The sequence below is a fragment of the Paraglaciecola algarum genome (genome assembly GCF_021532655.1).
GTDB lineage: Bacteria > Pseudomonadota > Gammaproteobacteria > Enterobacterales > Alteromonadaceae > Paraglaciecola > Paraglaciecola algarum.
The window spans coordinates 412,779-429,556 of record NZ_JAKGAS010000001.1; the positions used below are offsets into that span (position 1 = coordinate 412,779).

General features: G+C 39.4%; 12 protein-coding genes. 5 read left to right on the forward strand and 7 right to left on the reverse strand.

Going from position 1 to position 16,778, the window contains the following annotated elements; translation table 11 throughout:
• The first annotated feature begins 156 nt into the window (after window positions 1-156).
• Window positions 157-2,511, forward strand: coding sequence for a TonB-dependent receptor plug domain-containing protein (locus tag L0668_RS01780; protein ID WP_235310341.1), 2,355 nt, complete (start codon window positions 157-159; stop codon window positions 2,509-2,511).
• 348 nt (window positions 2,512-2,859) lie between these two features.
• Here the strand turns inward: L0668_RS01780 and L0668_RS01785 are convergent, their stop codons facing one another.
• From L0668_RS01785 to gloB, 3 genes are all read right to left on the reverse strand, one after another.
• Complete coding sequence (locus L0668_RS01785) at window positions 2,860-3,318, reverse strand: methyltransferase family protein (protein ID WP_235310342.1); 459 nt, start codon at window positions 3,316-3,318, stop codon at window positions 2,860-2,862.
• Window positions 3,319-3,359: 41 nt separating this feature from the next.
• Complete coding sequence (locus L0668_RS01790; protein ID WP_235310343.1) at window positions 3,360-5,045, reverse strand: LysM peptidoglycan-binding domain-containing protein; 1,686 nt, start codon at window positions 5,043-5,045, stop codon at window positions 3,360-3,362.
• Between the two features lie 105 nt (window positions 5,046-5,150).
• Window positions 5,151-5,921, reverse strand: a complete 771-nt coding sequence (gloB, locus tag L0668_RS01795) for a hydroxyacylglutathione hydrolase (RefSeq protein WP_235310344.1) — start codon at window positions 5,919-5,921, stop codon at window positions 5,151-5,153.
• Window positions 5,922-5,994: 73 nt separating this feature from the next.
• Between gloB and L0668_RS01800 the strand changes: the two genes are divergently transcribed.
• Window positions 5,995-6,747: a methyltransferase domain-containing protein gene (locus L0668_RS01800; RefSeq protein WP_235310345.1), complete on the forward strand. Its 753-nt coding sequence runs from the start codon at window positions 5,995-5,997 to the stop codon at window positions 6,745-6,747.
• A gap of 82 nt (window positions 6,748-6,829) precedes the next feature.
• On the opposite strand, the gene metG is transcribed toward L0668_RS01800, so the two are convergent.
• Window positions 6,830-8,860 (reverse strand): methionine--tRNA ligase, encoded by a 2,031-nt coding sequence (gene metG, locus L0668_RS01805; protein ID WP_235310346.1) that lies wholly within the window; start codon window positions 8,858-8,860, stop codon window positions 6,830-6,832.
• A gap of 259 nt (window positions 8,861-9,119) precedes the next feature.
• Here metG and dcd point away from each other — a divergent pair, with 259 nt between their 5' ends.
• A complete protein-coding gene (gene dcd, locus L0668_RS01810; protein WP_235310347.1) occupies window positions 9,120-9,710 on the forward strand; it encodes a dCTP deaminase in 591 nt (196 codons plus the stop codon).
• A gap of 12 nt (window positions 9,711-9,722) precedes the next feature.
• Here dcd and L0668_RS01815 read toward each other — a convergent pair whose 3' ends face one another.
• The 3 genes from L0668_RS01815 to L0668_RS01825 form a co-directional block, all read right to left on the reverse strand.
• Entirely contained in the window at window positions 9,723-10,637 is a 915-nt protein-coding gene (locus L0668_RS01815) for an SMP-30/gluconolactonase/LRE family protein (protein WP_235310348.1), read from the reverse strand.
• A gap of 69 nt (window positions 10,638-10,706) precedes the next feature.
• A complete protein-coding gene (locus L0668_RS01820) occupies window positions 10,707-11,765 on the reverse strand; it encodes a helix-turn-helix domain-containing protein (protein ID WP_235310349.1) in 1,059 nt (352 codons plus the stop codon).
• Window positions 11,762-12,670, reverse strand: a complete 909-nt coding sequence (locus L0668_RS01825; protein WP_235310350.1) for a GGDEF domain-containing protein — start codon at window positions 12,668-12,670, stop codon at window positions 11,762-11,764. The genes L0668_RS01820 and L0668_RS01825 overlap by 4 nt, the downstream gene beginning before the upstream one ends.
• Before the next feature lie 313 nt (window positions 12,671-12,983).
• Here L0668_RS01825 and L0668_RS01830 point away from each other — a divergent pair, with 313 nt between their 5' ends.
• The gene (locus tag L0668_RS01830; protein WP_235310351.1) at window positions 12,984-15,674 is read left to right on the forward strand and encodes a TonB-dependent receptor; all 2,691 of its coding nucleotides are present in this window, start codon (window positions 12,984-12,986) and stop codon (window positions 15,672-15,674) included.
• Between the two features lie 133 nt (window positions 15,675-15,807).
• Entirely contained in the window at window positions 15,808-16,776 is a 969-nt protein-coding gene (locus tag L0668_RS01835; protein ID WP_235310352.1) for a metallophosphoesterase, read from the forward strand.
• Window positions 16,777-16,778: the final 2 nt, after the last annotated feature.

Consider the following 16,778-nt stretch of genomic DNA (forward strand, 5'->3'; position numbering starts at 1 on the left):
TAAACCTTTTATCCTAGTTTATATCTGCTATGGTAAGTTTTGTGTTCTTGTTACTTAGTTAATTCAAAGGGCTAACATCCCTTGTATTTAAGAACTTTGCAACAGGCACAAAACTAGTGTTGTAGAAAAATTGTATAAAGGATAAAGGGAAATAAAATGAAAACTAATAAAACACTCCTAGCGAGCGCTATTGCCGTGTTCTTTTCAGGACTCGCGAGCACACACTCTGCATTGGCTCAAGATGCCGCACAAGAAGAATATGTAGAAAAAATTGCCGTTTTAGGCACGCGTGGTACACCACGAACAGTCACCGATTCCCCTGTTGCAGTTGATGTATTCTCAGGTGAAGAATTTACCGCTAATGGTAACACTGCAGACATTACTGATAATTTAAAAGCTTTGGTTCCATCATTTACCGCCACACCCGCAACAGGTGATGGTAGCGCATTTATTCGTCCTACTTCTCTTCGAGGTATGGCACCAGATCAAACTCTGGTTTTAGTGAACGGCAAGCGCCGTCACCGATCAGCACTTGTACAGTTTTTTGCACCCGCAGCTGGCAATGGTGCCCATGGTGTGGATATTGGCATGATCCCAAGTATTGCCTTAAAAAACGTGGAAGTATTGCGTGATGGAGCAGCTGCACAGTATGGTTCCGATGCGATTGCCGGGGTGATGAATTTCCAATTAAAAGATGACAGTGAAGGTGGTAGTGTTGTTGCGCAATTTGGTGAATTTTATGAAGGTGAACAAAGTTGGATAATTGGTGCAAATGCTGGTTTTGAATTGGGTCGTGATGGATTCTTGAATGTCAGCTTTGAAACTAACGATAACGAAGCGTTGTCACGAGGTATTCAGCGTGCCGATGCTCAAGCGTTAGTGGACGCTGGTGTTCCTGGCGTTGGGGCTGATTCACCATTTGGTGATGCGCCATTTGTGCAATCTTGGGGACGTCCTGAAACAAGTGGGACACGTGTGGCTATAAACTCTGGCTATGATTTAGGCAAAGCTGGTGAGTTATATTTGCATGGTGGGTACGCCGATACAGACGGGCGGTATCGCTTTTTCTACCGAGGACCAGATCATAGTACTCTGGCAAATGTTAATAATTTGCCGGCTGGTTATACTCCATATCTAGACGGGGCTCAGAAAGACACCAGTTTGGTGGGCGGTTTTAAAGGTGAAACTGGTAATGAGTTGATGTACAACTTCAGTGTTGGTTTTGGTAAAAACGAATTAGACTACTTTTTATATAACACTGTAAATGCAGACCTTGTATCTAACGGTAGTGCTGGTCAAAGAGATTTTGACATGGGTGGGTATATTCAAGAAGAGCTAAATTTTAATGCTGATTTTGGTATGCCACTGGCTGCCAACATGTATCTTGGTTTTGGAGCTGAATGGCGTGAAGAAAGTTTCACTACTATAGCGGGCGAGCCCAATGCCTATTTTGGTTCTGGTACTAGTGGTTTAGCTGCAGCGACCCCAATACAAGAAGGGGTATTAGATAGAGATAATATCGCTGTATATGCTGATCTTGAGTATGACATGTCTGACGATTTATTTTTGCAAGGTGCACTTCGCTACGAAGACTTTTCAGACTTTGGCGGCACTATTAATGGTAAATTAGCAGCACGTTATAATATTTCAGATGACTTAGTTTTACGAGGCGCTTTATCTACTGGTTTTCATGCACCTACACCGGGTCAGACTAATATCACAACCGTAACGACTACCTTTACTGGCAATACTCAAATTGATGAAGGATTATTACGTGTATCTAATCCTACTGCGATCGAATACGGAGCAAAACCACTTAAAGAAGAAGAGTCAACCAGTGTGAGTCTGGGACTGACTTATAGTGGTTTTGACAAAGGTAATTTGGCGATTGATTATTATCAAACAGCAGTCGACGATAGAATTTATCGTACAGGTAATATTCAAACTGATAGTGGCCAAATTTCTTTTTATACTAATGCTTTAGATGTAGAACATAAAGGTATAGATGTGGTGTATACGACCTCATTTGATTGGAATGTTGCCGAGACCAAATTTACCTTTGCCTATAATTACAATACGATTGAAGTAACAGGCCAGTCTTTGGTAAATGGTGTTAAACCTGTTGGTGACGATATTATTGAAGATATCGAAAATAACTATCCTGAAAATCGTTTTGTAGCCACTACTGTCACTGATATAGCGGATGATTATCAGTTTATGTTACGTGCCAATTTCTATGGTGAGCATTATGATGAGCGGGGTAGGATTGGTGATACTACTTCACCAACAGCTAAAATTAATTCTGTATATTATATAGATATGGAGCTGAATTATTTCGCTACAAATGATTTGACATTGACCTTAGGAGCTTCAAATATATTTGATAAGTATATTGATGAAATTGGTGAACCCAATGCAAACCGTTTAAGTGTTGGCCTACAGTATCCGCGTAGAACACCAGCAAATTATGAAGGTGGTTCGTATTATTTAAGAGCTAAATATCAGTTCTAAATGATAAAACACGCATTTAAAGGGAAGACATGGTCTTCCCTTTTTTTGCTTGATAATACCAATTACAGTAAATAATTAATCACTCAGCGAGAGTTTAAAAGCGCTTAAACAAGGCGCATGATTGACAGCTCTTTATTAAAAGACAGCTAGTGCTCTTTCAAAGTTACGGAATGCTTTGTAAGCGCTTTTAAAACTGGCCTGAAAGGAGTGCCCCAGCGGGTTTTGCTTTTTGTTCTCACTATTTGAAAGGGGACAACCATTACTGCATAGTGACGCCTCAATCAAAATCCGCTGGATTTACTCTGAGTGGTCATTTATTTACTGTAATTGGCATAACCTTTTAAAAATTTAAATCCAACGTCTAACTTTGCTTTTGTAATCTATATATTCTTGCCCAAATAATTGTTCGATCATTCTTTCTTCAGGTTTTATTTGAAATTGGTTGATATAGGCAACAAACAACAGAATACAAGGTAAGCCGTAAATATTTTGAATATATAAAACAACAGCAATCAATAGACAGGCCATGCCTAAATACATGGGATTGCGGGTGACCTTAAATACTCCAGATTGCACCAGATTAGAGGCTTTTTCGGGAGTAGTGGGGTTGACTGTAGTCTGAGCTTTTCTGAATTGCCACACACCTGCTGCGATAATTACTAAGCCTAAAATGAATGATAGGATCCAATAAAGTGGTGAAATTACCAAGTCACTAATTAATTCAGGTAGAAACTGAGTGAGGTACGCCAAAAACATCACTATCAATAAAACCAAAACAGGAGGAATCTTAAGTTCAAGTTTATGCATGCTCCCTTATCCTTCCGTCTGTTTTAGTCTGAATTTAACTTTTAGGTTCTAGTGATATCCACATAGATTTTAAGTTTTTGACCAGGCTGTAAATATTTTTTTAATTTACTTTGATTCCACTTTTGTAAATCTTTTACTTTTACCTTAAATTTTCCAGCGATACGGGCTAAAGAGTCGCCGTTTCTTACTGTGTAAGTCAAGGAGCGCATGATGGCATCTTGATTCGCTGCGCTTGTGCTTAGGGCTTTACTGTTAGTTTGGTTTAACCAAATTACCAGCTCTTTGCCAGGTCTTAGGGTGTCGGTTGGGGCCATACCATTCCATTTAGCTAAACTACGCAAGTTGACCTTATACTCACGACTTATATCCCAAAAGGTATCACCACTTTTAACTTTATGAGTGAGTTTGGATGATCCACTCTTTTGTGACTGTACCTTAGCTAATCGCTGTTCCTGAGAGAGAGAGTAGGCGTCTAACGATTTAAGTGCCACAGGCACAATTAGATAATCATTCACGCGGATCATATTGCCTTTTAATTTATTTACTTGGCTGATGACATCAGTACTTGTATGGTATTTTTTAGCCAGTTTTATTAGGCTGTCACCACTTTTTACTTTATGTCTTACCCAATTCAAACGTTGTTTATCGTCGGTTTTAGCTAGTTCTGTTTCAAACCTATCTACTTTATCGATTGGAATGAGCAGTTTGTGGGGGCCATTAGGGTCCGTTGCCCATCGATTGTAGCCTGGATTGAGTGCATGTAATTCTTTAACCGATAGTTGGGCCATTTGTGCAGCTAAGGCTAAGTCAATTTGTGAGCCAATTTCTACTTCTTGGGTGAAGGGAATATTGTCTATAAGTGGCCAAGCAAAATTATATTTGTCGCTATTTGCCAGAATATCGACTAATGCTAATAACTTAGGTACATAAGCTTCGGTTTCACGTGGCAAATCTAACGACCAGAAGTCTGTTTGTTTACCTGACTTCTTATTTTTTCTAACTGCTCTAAGAACACGACCTTCACCACTATTATACGCAGCTAAGGCGTGATACCAGTTGCCGTCGAACATTTTCAATAAATAATTGAGGTAATTAATCGCGCCTTGGGTTGATGCCATTACGTCTCGGCGGCCGTCATACCACCAAGTTTGTTTCATACCAAAGCGAGTGCCAGTCGATGGAATAAACTGCCACATGCCCGCAGCTCGACCATGAGAGTAGGCAAAGGGATCAAAAGCACTTTCTACTATGGGTAAAAGTGCTAAGTCTAATGGCATATTTTGTTGTTCTAATTGTTCAATTATTAAATATAAAAACGGCTTGGCCCGCTTAGCTACGCGCTGCATATATTCCGGATGTTTTAAATACCAGTTACGCTGAGCTGCAATACGTTTGTTATCGGTAAATTTAAATTGAAGTTGGCTTTGTACTCGAGCCCATAAATCTTTAATCTGCTCTTCTTCTGCAGCTTCAGCTACTTTGTCTGGCACAGTAACCGTCACTTCAATGGGCTCAACAGGGTGAGATATAGGGAAGGTACCTTGGTTAACTGTATCGCAGGTTAACTCTTGCTCTGCATGTAACTCGGACTCTGAGCAGCTCGCGTCAGGAGATTCATCTACAAGTTTATTTGATTCAACAGTTTCAGCTTGTGTCACTGACTGGGTGGTTTCACAGGCTGAAATAAAGCCTGCCAATACTAGGATAGCTAAAGAATGAATACGCAACGTTTTACCCTTGAAATTTTTATTATATTTAATTTGTTATACGGCGCAGTTTACCAAGTAATCCGTGCTCTTATTATTTTGTTGATTACAGCTACATTCTACGGATTAAAAATTATCTTTCCACTTTCTTAGTGCTGTAAATACTTCTTGTTCAGAATTTAACTCTTGATTGGTATTTAGTTCAACACCTTGGATCACTTCTGTTTGATTACAACGTAAAAAAGGATTAACTGCTAATTCATTAGCCAAGCTTGATGGTAAGGTAGCTTGATTTTGTTGCCTTTGGTTTTCTGCCCATTGTTTGTAATTAGCCAAAGCCTGATTATTTGGCTCTACAGCCTGGGCGAAAGCAATATTGGCTAAGGTATATTCATGGGTGCAATATACTTTAGTCTGGGCTGGTAAATGACTTAACTTGCTTAACGAGCGGTACATTTGTTGTGGTGAACCTTCAAACAATCTGCCGCAGCCTGCTGAAAATAAGGTATCTCCACAGAATAAACCAATATCGCCATAGTAGGCTATATGGTCTAGGGTATGGCCAGGTATTTCTAAAACTTTGAGTTGTAAATTTAATGCCTCTATTAAGATACTGTCGTCTTCAGCTAAGGTTTGGGTAACCTGTTCAATGTTATGGCTGTTAGGCCCGTAGATAGGAAGATCTGGTTGCAATCTTAACAAAGAATCAAGGCCATCAGTATGATCCCAATGATGGTGGGTGACTAATACGCCACTTAGTGTTAGCTTCTGTGATTGACAATATTCGAGTACAGGTCCCGCGTCGCCGGGATCCACTACCACGCAAAACGCTTGATTATGTATACACCAAATATAATTGTCGTTGAATGCGGGTATGGCGGTCACGTTTAAAGACATGATAATCTTCCTAATTGTTGTAGCTTGTAGCGTTCACATGAAATTTTAACAATATTAGATTACCATATCATCTATGAAATCAGCCTTAAGCAAAAATTCTTTTACTCCCCCTCAGTCATGGCAGGACTTGCCACTTGGCGAAGACGTGCGAAGATTAATCGAAATCGAATTGTCAGAGGTAAGCCGTAAGTTCTTTGGTTACCACTTAGTCCGTTTAGGCCAATTGAGTAGTCAATTGAAATTAGAAAATTGTCCGATTAATCATAAGATTAACCTTACACCACAGGAGCAAATTGGCAGTGGATTGGTGGCTAAGTCAACGGAATTACCCATAGCAGAAAACAGTGTTGATACCTTTGTATTAGCTCACGAGTTGGACTTTTCTCACGACCCTCACCAAGTGTTAAGAGAAGTGGATCGCACAATTATGCCCAATGGAAACTTAGTATTAACCGGTTTTAATCCTTTTAGTTTATGTGGCATGTTTAAATATTTACCTTTTAATAAAGGTAATGTTTTACATGATGCTAGATTTTTTTCCTGTACGCGGGTCAAAGATTGGCTGCATTTGTTAGGTTTTGAAGTGGTAGAAATTAAACATTTATTATTTAATGAATTATTCAGTCGAAGGCGCATACATGCACCAAATAAATGGAATACTTGGAGTATCAAACATTTAGGCTATTTTTCGAGTGTGTATGTGATCATCGCTAAAAAACGTGAAATCCCCTTGTCTATAATTAAACCCAAATGGAAACAGAGTAAACCTAAGTTTTCAACTGTTAACGCCAGTGCTAGAACGGGCGCGATGCAAAACCGTCAATAAATATAGCTAATAATAAACGCCAATAAAAAAGCTAACCATAAGGTTAGCCTTTGTATTTATCTTAAAGCTGAGATCGTTCGTTTTACTTAACTTTCATACCCGGTTGTGCGCCTTCTTCGGGATTCAGTATCCATAGTTCTTCGCCACCTGGGCCGGCAGCTAACACCATGCCTTCTGACATGCCAAAGCGCATTTTACGTGGTGCTAAATTAGCTACCATTACGGTTAATTTGCCTTCTAGATCTTCAGGTTGATATGCGGATTTAATGCCTGCAAACACTTGGCGAGTTTCGCCGCCTAAATCCAGCTCTAAGCGTAAAAGTTTGTCTGCTTTTTCAACATGTTCAGCTTTGGCTATTTTGGCGATACGTAAATCAATTTTTGCAAAATCTTCATAAGCTATGGTTTCAGCGATTGGATCTTTTGCCAACGGACTGTTTGGATCTAAAGTAACGGTAGGCTCTAAGTTTTCTTTTGAATCTTCTACCATAGCCTTGACTTTATCCATATCTACACGTTGCATTAGTGCTTTAAATTTATTAATTGCATGATCGGTTAAAACAGATTGAGAACTTTCCCATGTTAATTGGTCATTCAAAAATACTTCAGATTGCTCAGTTAGAGTTGGGACCACAGGTTTTAAATAGGTCACCAAAATGCGGAACAAGTTAATACCTAACGAACATACGTCATGGGTAAACTGTTGTTTGGTTTCATCTTTAATGCTCACCCAAGGCGCGTTGGCATCTATAAATTGATTCGCTTTGTCGGCTAGAGCCATGATTTCACGAATAGCTCGACTAAATTGACGTTTTTCATAGGCGTCAGCAATACTCGTTTCAGCATTTTTAAATTCAGCTACTAGTTCAGGTTCAAGTACATTATTCGACAACTTACCGTCAAAACGTTTGGTGATAAAACTGGCACAGCGACTGGCAATATTTACCACTTTACCCACTAAGTCAGAGTTTACCTTTTGGGCAAAATCTTCGAAGTTAAGGTCGATATCGGTTACGGCATCGCTAGACTTAGAGGCAAAGTAATAACGTAAGTATTCTGGGTTCAAGTGGTCTAAATAGGTACGTCCTTTAATAAAGGTGCCCTTAGATTTAGACATCTTAGCGCCATTTACCGTGACAAAACCGTGCACATTCACGCCTGTTGGTTTTCTAAAACCTGCACCTTCTAACATGGCAGGCCAGAATAAACAGTGAAAATAAGTAATGTCTTTGCCAATAAAGTGATAAAGCTCAGCGTCAGAGTCTTTATTCCAAAACTCATCAAAGTTTAAACCTTGGGTTTTATCACATAGGTTTTTGAAGCTAGCCATGTAACCCACTGGCGCATCTACCCACACATAAAAGAATTTTCCTGGCGCGTTAGGGATTTCAAAACCAAAGTATGGCGCATCTCGACTGATGTCCCATTGCTGCATGCCTTCTTCAAACCATTCTTTAAGTTTATTGGCTATTTCTGGCTGAATAGCGCCACTTTGTAGCCATTCTTCTAACATATTTTGAAATTGGGGTAAGTCGAAGAAGTAATGTTCTGAATCACGTAAAACCGGTTCTGCACCTGATACCACTGACTTAGGGTTTTTTAATTCGGTTGGGTCATAAGTGGCACTACACACATCACAACTGTCGCCATTTTGATCTTCTGCACCACATTTAGGGCAAGTGCCTTTCACAAAGCGATCAGGCAAAAACATGTTTTTTTCTGGATCATATAATTGGCTGATAGTGCGCTGACTAATGAAACCAGCATCATTCAAACGATTGTAAACCAGCTCACATAACTCTTTATTTTCGTCAGAATGAGTGATGTGGTAGTTGTCGTACTGTACATTAAAGTCAATCAAGTCTTGGTTATGTTCAGCCCGGGTGTCTTCCACCATTTTTTCTGGTGATATACCTAACTGCTGAGCCTTTAACATCACAGGTGTGCCATGAGCATCGTCGGCGCAAACGCTATAACATTGATGCCCACGCATGCGTTGAAAACGTGTCCAAATATCTGTTTGGATATGCTCTAAAAGGTGGCCTAAATGGATTGAGCCATTGGCATAGGGAAGGGCACTGGTAACAAGAATTTTGCGAGTTTGTTCGGGCATGGCGTCTTATGTTTAGTTGAGTATTAAAAAAGGGCGCAAATAGTAGCGAAAATCGCCCTAGATTGCATTACGAAATTACCCTTAACTGGCCAAAATTAACGGTAATACGAGTAAATAGGGCGAAGTAAGGTAGTTTATCGAGTAACTTGATAAATATCTTGTGTTTGTACTATCGACAATTTGTTCAACAAACTGCAAAATAGCGCAACTTTGAAGGTCTGATGATCTTTACACTACTATAAAACCAATGAGCAAATTTATGCGCCTATGTGACAAAGACATTTACCAATATATCCAAGACGGTAAAATTAAAATATCACCACAACCAGAATATCAAGAAATTAGTGGTGTGACCGTTGATATGCGACTTGGTAATAAGTTTAGAGTATTTGAAAGCCATAGTGCACCTTATATTGATTTAAGTGGGCCCAAAGCAGAAGTGCAAGCAGCACTGAATGATGTAATGGGGGACGAAATAGAAATTGCTGATAATAAATCATTTTTTTTACACCCTGGCGAATTGGCCTTGGCCGTCACCCTAGAATCAGTTACTTTACCCGCTAATATTGTAGGCTGGTTAGATGGCCGTTCTTCGTTGGCTAGATTAGGATTAATGGTGCATGTTACCGCTCATCGAATAGATCCGGGTTGGTCAGGTAATATTGTTTTAGAATTTTTTAATAGCGGTAAGTTGCCTTTAGCACTTAAGCCGGGTATGAAAATTGGTGCGATTAGTTTTGAAGTATTATCGGATTTTGCTGAAAAACCTTACAACTCACGTATTGATGCTAAATATAAAAATCAAGAAGGGGCAATTGCCAGTCGTATTAGTGCGGATGATAAAAGTTAACCCCTCTTAAACTTACTTTTCAAGTTTAACTTGATTAATAGTGCCAGCCAACATGTCTGGTACTAGCAAGCGTTTATTTTCTTCATCTAAATAAAAATCAGCGGCTGATTGTAAACCTTGTAAGAGGACTTTTGGCGCTAAGGTGTCTTTATGTAGCTGCCAGACTTTGCCTTGTGTCCAGCTAGATAAATAATAATGCCCATTATTACCTTGTTCTATTGCATCTGCTCCGCGAAAAGTTTGGCTTAATATAGTTAACCCTGCTTGGTTGTGTGTAAACACTTTACCCAAAAAAAATCCACTAATGAGGATGTCTCCATTATTGGCTAATCCTACTCCGTTTGGATTGAGTAAGTCTTTCGATGCAGCCACTGCCTCTGTGACTTTACCTTTTAAATCAATATGATACACCCGTCCTTTGGTGGGGATTTTTTTCGCCTCATCACTATTTAACGGCCACAAGGAACCTGTATCATCTCGCATATAGCTCACAGCGCCCATTTCAGTTACATACATGCCCGTATTACCAGCATTGGGACTAATGTCGTTTAAATATAAGGTTTGCAGAGGAAACGCTGGTGAGTCGGCAAATATTAAAGCTTTACCATTATTATCAATCTTCCACACCTTAGTTACATCAGTGACATACAAATGGTTATTGATAAAAGCTAAACCTTTAGGTTCGTCAAAACCGCTGGCAAATGTGCTGATCTCGCCATGTTCTCCTAACCTAACAATAACGCCATCTTTAGGCACTTTTTTATTCATGACACTAACAAAATAATCGCCATCAAAACCTTTAGTAATACTTTCTGGACGTTCGCCAATATCAACTGGGAAAGTAATGTGAGCAATCGTATTATTTGCGAAAAATAGAATGACCAAGGTCAATAAATACTGAGCTAATTTTGCAGTAAACATAGGCATATTTCGTTTCGTTATTAAATCAATAAGAAAGAAATAATCTTGTCGTATTTTTATGTTAAATAAAAGTAATTAATTTTTGAATGTTAACCTAAGTTGGCTAGGGGTTAGTCCTGTCCAGCGTTTAACCGAACGTCTAAAGTTTGATATGTCGTTAAAGTGCATTAAATTGGCACTTTGTTCATTACTCAGTTGTTGAATTTGCAATAAAAACAAAGCCTGTTGTTTACCTAATTCATCTTGTAGCTGCTGAAAACTGACACCATGTTGCTTCAACTTACGTTTGAAAGTAGCAGGACTCATATCAAATAAATCAGCTATGTGTTGCAACCCCATATTATGCTGCGCAGTTAAATGTCTGCGTACTGCTTCTAAAAAGCCTTGTTTAGGCATAGGTAGGTGTTTAGCTTGCTTGATGGCGTGCCATTTTAAATTTTCACTAGAATGTTGGTTTGGAGTAGACAAGCATTTTTTATCAAAACTGATACTCAACATAGGTTGTGAAAAGTTTAGTCTGTGGCCTAAATGTACTTCATATTCTTGAATGTATTTGGGCCGTGCAAATGGAAAGTCGAATTGAAAAGGGATCCGTTGGCCGAATATTAATTTAGTGGCAGAAACTAAGGCTGAGAAATATAGCTCACATAAAAATTGCAGCTGATTTTTACAGCCTACTGTGTCTGTGATTAGCAAATAATGACGATGTGCTGTGGTATAGGCGTTTGCGCTAAAAAATGGGCAGATTTGGCTGCGCAATACAGCTAATACATTCAGCATGTCTGACAGATTTCGACTATGCATTAAGGCATTAGATATTGCACCATAGTTACTGGGGAAAAGCCGATTACCTAACAAAAATGCACTATCATTGCCGGGTGTTAAATCTTGAGCATTGTTAAGTAATTTGAGTAATTGTTGACTGCTTAACTTTTTATCTGAAATTAAATCTTGACTAAATATGCCTGTACCACGCAGTAGTTTGTCTTTATTTACTTGTCGGGAGTGTGAAAAATCTAGCACACTGGCAGCCAGTTGATGGGCTGGTATGCTCTTATCATCTATACAAAAATAGCTCGGCTTGTTTGTGAAAGTCCGGATTGCTGTGAAAGTGCTAAGAGTCGAGAGTGTCATGACGTTTGACCTTGTTTAAACAACTCTAGGCGCCGGCTCACTCTTTGTAGAATATTTTCAGTTACATCTCCAAACTTAGCTGACTCAACAGCAAAGGTGAGTTGATGGTAAACAGGATCAGCGCTTAATTCAGGTTTAAAGGCTATATTGGCTATGGCTCGTTTAATTTGCGAGGCAATCTTTTGCGCCACCTCTAAGTCAGTGTCAGGAAACAATAAAATGAATCTGTCACCAGCGTAACGACAAGCTAAATCAGTGGCACGCAGATTCATCAAAATTAAATCGGATATTTCACGCAGTAAATTATCACCTAACTCGTGACCAAAACGACGGTTAAACAGATCGAAATTATTAATATCTAACATCACCACTGAAAAATCGGGTTGCGCTTTATTCTGCAGCTCCGTGTCTATCTGATTACGCATATATTCTGCGTCGTATAAGGTGGTAATAAAGTCTACTTGCTGATGCTGTCGAAAATTAGACTCTCGTTTTTGTAATTGTTTATTCAAAATAAGTTGTTCTTGGTGCCATTGATACAAGGCGTAACTCATGATCAACATGCCCAAGCCAGCGGGTATCGATTCAATCATACTTAACCAACTAACCGCTTCTTGGTAGTAAATAAATTCGTCAACTAAATCCAAATTCGCAGTAAACAAAATACAGCTTAAACCTATGATTAAAGCGCTGGTCACTTTGCCAGGAGGCCGACTAACCAAAATAAAAAAGATCCATAATAACGAGAGTAAAGCAATGCTGCCTTCTCCTATGATATCCAACCAGGATATATCTGCTAAGGGTTTAGCATTGCCTAAACCTATGCCTAAAGTAATAGACAGGGTTAACGAAGCGCAGGCGATTGAAAACAATTTTTGATGCTTAGCTAATAAAGAAATATTCATTTGTTACTCAAAAATTCAGTGCTTGATTCTATGCTGACATAGTAAATAGAAATTGCACGGGTCATATTGGCTCAAGAAAGTGACAGTATGATGAAAATTAGTTAACAAAATTTGGCCTCCAATTATTGGTATGCCGTTAAACCAATACTTTGTAGGGAGGTCAAATTAGCTCAATCAGTCTAATTTTTGCCGCTTAAATGTCCAATTTAAACAGATCGCCCGTCACAAACTTAATGCCTGTCATAAAACTGTCACCGCCACTGTCTAGTTTGTCGAGCCAACACATACCTAGTTTGGAAATAGAGGCTTTACAATGAAAATGATAAAAACCAGTTTAGCGTTAGCATGTCTAGCGGCATTCACAAGTCAGTCGGTATTAGCTGATGAGGGCAGTATTCACGGGGCACTGATTGACAATAGTCAAACTAGCTTTGTAGAAGGGGCCGAAATCACTATTAAAGAATTAGCACAAACTACGGTTTCTCGTCGTGACGGTAGTTTTCGTTTTGTTAACTTACCTGAAGGCAGTTACACCTTAGTGGTTAAGTATTTGGGTGTACCTACAATTGAAGTACCCGTTGCAGTTAAAGATGGCCAAATAGAACAACAAAAAATCACCTTACCTAGCGCAAACAAAGAAATAGATAACGTAGTGGTTTATGGAATGCGCCAAGGGCAAGCCAGCGCCATTAACCAACAAAGAATGGCAGACAGTTTAAAATCAATAGTATCAGCTGATGCAATTGGTCAATTTCCAGATCATAACGCAGCTGAGGCCTTACAAAGATTACCTGGCTTATCTATCGAGCGTGATCAAGGCGAAGGCCGTTTTGTCGGTATTCGTGGTATTGATCCAAACTTAAACAATGTCACTATTAATGGTGTGAATGTGCCTTCGCCTGAAGCGGGCGTGCGTTCAGTGGCTTTAGATGTGATCCCATCAGAGCTAATCCAAGGCTTAGAAGTGTCTAAATCTGTTACTTCAGATATGGATGCTGACGCTATTGGTGGTTCAATTGAAGTGAAAAGCCTAAGTGCTTTTGATCGCGAAGGCACGACAGCTAGTCTTAATGTGCAAGCCAGCCAAAATCAATTGCGTGCTAAAACCAGTCCTAAAGTTTCGGCAAGTGGAACTCACGTATTTAACGACGTATTGGGTGTAGCAGGTGCTTTGTCTTATGCCAAACGAGATTTTGGTTCAGACAATATCGAAGCCAATGGCGATGACGAAATAGAGCAACGTTATTACAGTATTTCTCGTGAAAGAATTGGTGCGGCGGTAAACTTTGACTACCGTCCTGATTTTAACAATCAATATTACTTACGTACCTTGTACAGTAGCTTTGCAGATGATGAATATCGCATGGCCAATACTTTTGTATTCGATGGCGAAGATTCTGAAATAGAGCGTGGCAGTAAAGATCGTGAAGAAACCCAAACTATTTTCTCTGTAACAGCGGGTGCTGAGCATCAAAGAGATGAATGGTTAATTGAATATCAACTAGGTTATTCACAAGCAGACGAAGATGAGCCAGAAGCCCTTTATTACACCTTTGTGGGTGAAGAAATGGCTATCGATTCAGATATGCAAGGCCAAATTCCACACATTACGCAAGACGCTGCTGTGATGGATTTAAGTAACTATGAATTAGATGAGGTAAGTTTTGAGGCTAACCTTGCTAAAGACACTGAAACCATGGCAAAAGTGGATTTCACTCGTGCTTGGGACATGCAAGGCAATACCTTTGAATTTAAGTTTGGTGCCAAATACCGTACTCGCGAAAAATCAGCTACCGCCAATATCTTTATCTATGACGGTGATTTTGATGATATTGATCCGGCAATGTTTGGCACCAGCCAACCTGATTGGGGAATTGCTGATTTTGGCCCTGGCTTAGACAGAGCCGGCATGCGTAATTACTTTAAACAAAACCGTTCGAGTTTAGAGTTAGCTGAATTAGATTCTGAAGTAGAATCTAATGGCGCCTCGTTTGTGAATAACGAAGATATTTTTGCTGCATACGCCATGGGGCGTTTGGTGTGGCAAGACTTAACCCTAGTCGCGGGTTTACGTTTTGAAGATACAGATTTTAGTACCTCTGGCATGCGTGTTGAGTTGATTGAAGATGAGCAGCTTGATCTAGAAGAAGTAGTGAATACACCTTGGGAAGTGGCAAAAAGTTACGACCATATTTTACCTAGTATCAATGTGCGTTATGAATTTAGTGACAAGTTAATCGGTCGTGCGGCATTTACTCAAACTATTTCTCGTCCTAAGTTTGAAGACTCAGCGGCTTTCCAAATTATTGAATCTAAAACAGAAGAAGACGACGGCGAGTTTGTTACCGAGCGTGAAGCTGAAGTGGGTAACCCAGAGCTTAAACCTTTTGAATCAGATAACTACGACCTAACGTTAGAGTACTACCCAGGTAACATAGGTGTGCTTTCAGCGGGTTATTTCCATAAAAACATCGACAACTTTGTGATTTTTGCCGATGTGTCTGATTTACCTCAGTGGGACGGTTTTGAAGAAGTCATGCAACCTATTAACGGTGAGTCAGCCAGTGTGAGTGGTGTTGAATTGTCTTGGGTGAAAGCCTTTGATAATGGCTTGTTGTTATCAACTAACGGTACTTTCTCAAGCTCAGATGCGGTGACCTTATTTGACGGTGAGCGTTACGAAACTTCATTACCTAATCAATCAGATAAAATTGGCAATGTGACACTTGGTTATGAAAGTAACTTATTAAGTTTACGCTTAACTATGACTTACAAAAGTGAAAACTTGGAAGAGATTGATGGTGATTTAATTCGTATGGAAGACGCGCACCAACAAGTTGATTTTACTAGTAAGTACTTCATCAATCAGGATATGCACCTATATTTTAATGCAGTGAATATCACTGATGAAGCTTTCTATCACTACTTTGACCAGCGTAATAATAATGCTCAATACGAAAAGTACGGGCGTACTTTTGAAATTGGCTTTAGCTGGATCTTGTAGAGCCTAAAACTAAAGGCATTAAATGAAAACGAGCATTCAAATCTTGAATGCTCATTTTATTTTTAGGTGTAATAGATAAAAGTAAAACTGGCCTTTGTGATTGGTTTTTTAAGGTCAGTTAGTTGGAGAAGTAATGTTAATTCGTGGTTTTATGTTATTGGTTTTGTCTGTATTTACCCTGCACTTAGGGGCAAAACAGCTACATGATGAGAAGTATTATCAAACACACCAAGTGCAAAATTTAGCTGTTCCAGATGATAGTTTACATTTTTTAGTGTTAGGTGATTGGGGCAGAAATGGCCATTATCAGCAGGTACCAGTGGCTGACATGATGGATGTGGTCATGTACCAAATGGACGGTGAATTTATCACCACTACAGGTGATAACTTTTATTCTAAAGGGGTAGCATCTGTGGATGACCCGTACTGGCAGACCTCGTTCGAGCAGGTTTATCATGGGCCAAATTTATTTAAAGACTGGTATCCCACTTTAGGAAATCATGATTATGCCGGAAATTGGCAAGCCCAAATAGATTATACCCAGCGCAGTCGTCGCTGGGTGTTTCCTGCACCTTATTATGCAAAAACATTTGCAGCTGGGGATAATTCACAAGTATTGATCTTGTTTATCGACAGCAACCCGCTAAATCCAGAATATAAAACTCGGGCTAAATATGCTTCTACCCAAACCCAAGACAGTGAAAAACAATTGCGTTGGATGAAGGAAAAATTAGCTAATTCAACCGCTAAATGGAATATCGTGATTGGCCATCATCCTTTGTATTCCAGTGGTAAACGTTATGGAAAAACAAGCGGTATCCAGCAGGTGTTAGAGCCAATTTTTGAAAAGCATAAAATAGATGCCTACTTTGCCGGCCATGAACATGACTTACAGCATAATCGAGCACAAGGTAAAACAGTCGAACATTTTGTGTCGGGAGCAGGATCTGAATTACGTCCAGTTGGGCAACGAGAATTTACCCAATTTGCTAAAAGTGAAGCGGGTTTTTTAACTGTGTCGGTTAACGACAATAATCTGTTAGTACAGTTTATCAGTGCAGTTGGTCAACGTATTTATCATTACAATATTCACAAGGATTAATC

Coding starts and splice junctions, on each gene's coding strand:
- L0668_RS01780 (WP_235310341.1), top strand. CDS start 157: ATGAAAACTAATAAAACACTCCTAGCGAGCGCTATTGCCGTGTTCTTT.
- L0668_RS01785 (WP_235310342.1), bottom strand. CDS start 3,318: ATGCATAAACTTGAACTTAAGATTCCTCCTGTTTTGGTTTTATTGATA.
- gloB (WP_235310344.1), bottom strand. CDS start 5,921: ATGTCTTTAAACGTGACCGCCATACCCGCATTCAACGACAATTATATT.
- L0668_RS01800 (WP_235310345.1), top strand. CDS start 5,995: ATGAAATCAGCCTTAAGCAAAAATTCTTTTACTCCCCCTCAGTCATGG.
- metG (WP_235310346.1), bottom strand. CDS start 8,860: ATGCCCGAACAAACTCGCAAAATTCTTGTTACCAGTGCCCTTCCCTAT.
- dcd (WP_235310347.1), top strand. CDS start 9,120: ATGCGCCTATGTGACAAAGACATTTACCAATATATCCAAGACGGTAAA.
- L0668_RS01815 (WP_235310348.1), bottom strand. CDS start 10,637: ATGCCTATGTTTACTGCAAAATTAGCTCAGTATTTATTGACCTTGGTC.
- L0668_RS01820 (WP_235310349.1), bottom strand. CDS start 11,765: ATGACACTCTCGACTCTTAGCACTTTCACAGCAATCCGGACTTTCACA.
- L0668_RS01825 (WP_235310350.1), bottom strand. CDS start 12,670: ATGAATATTTCTTTATTAGCTAAGCATCAAAAATTGTTTTCAATCGCC.
- L0668_RS01830 (WP_235310351.1), top strand. CDS start 12,984: ATGAAAATGATAAAAACCAGTTTAGCGTTAGCATGTCTAGCGGCATTC.
- L0668_RS01835 (WP_235310352.1), top strand. CDS start 15,808: ATGTTAATTCGTGGTTTTATGTTATTGGTTTTGTCTGTATTTACCCTG.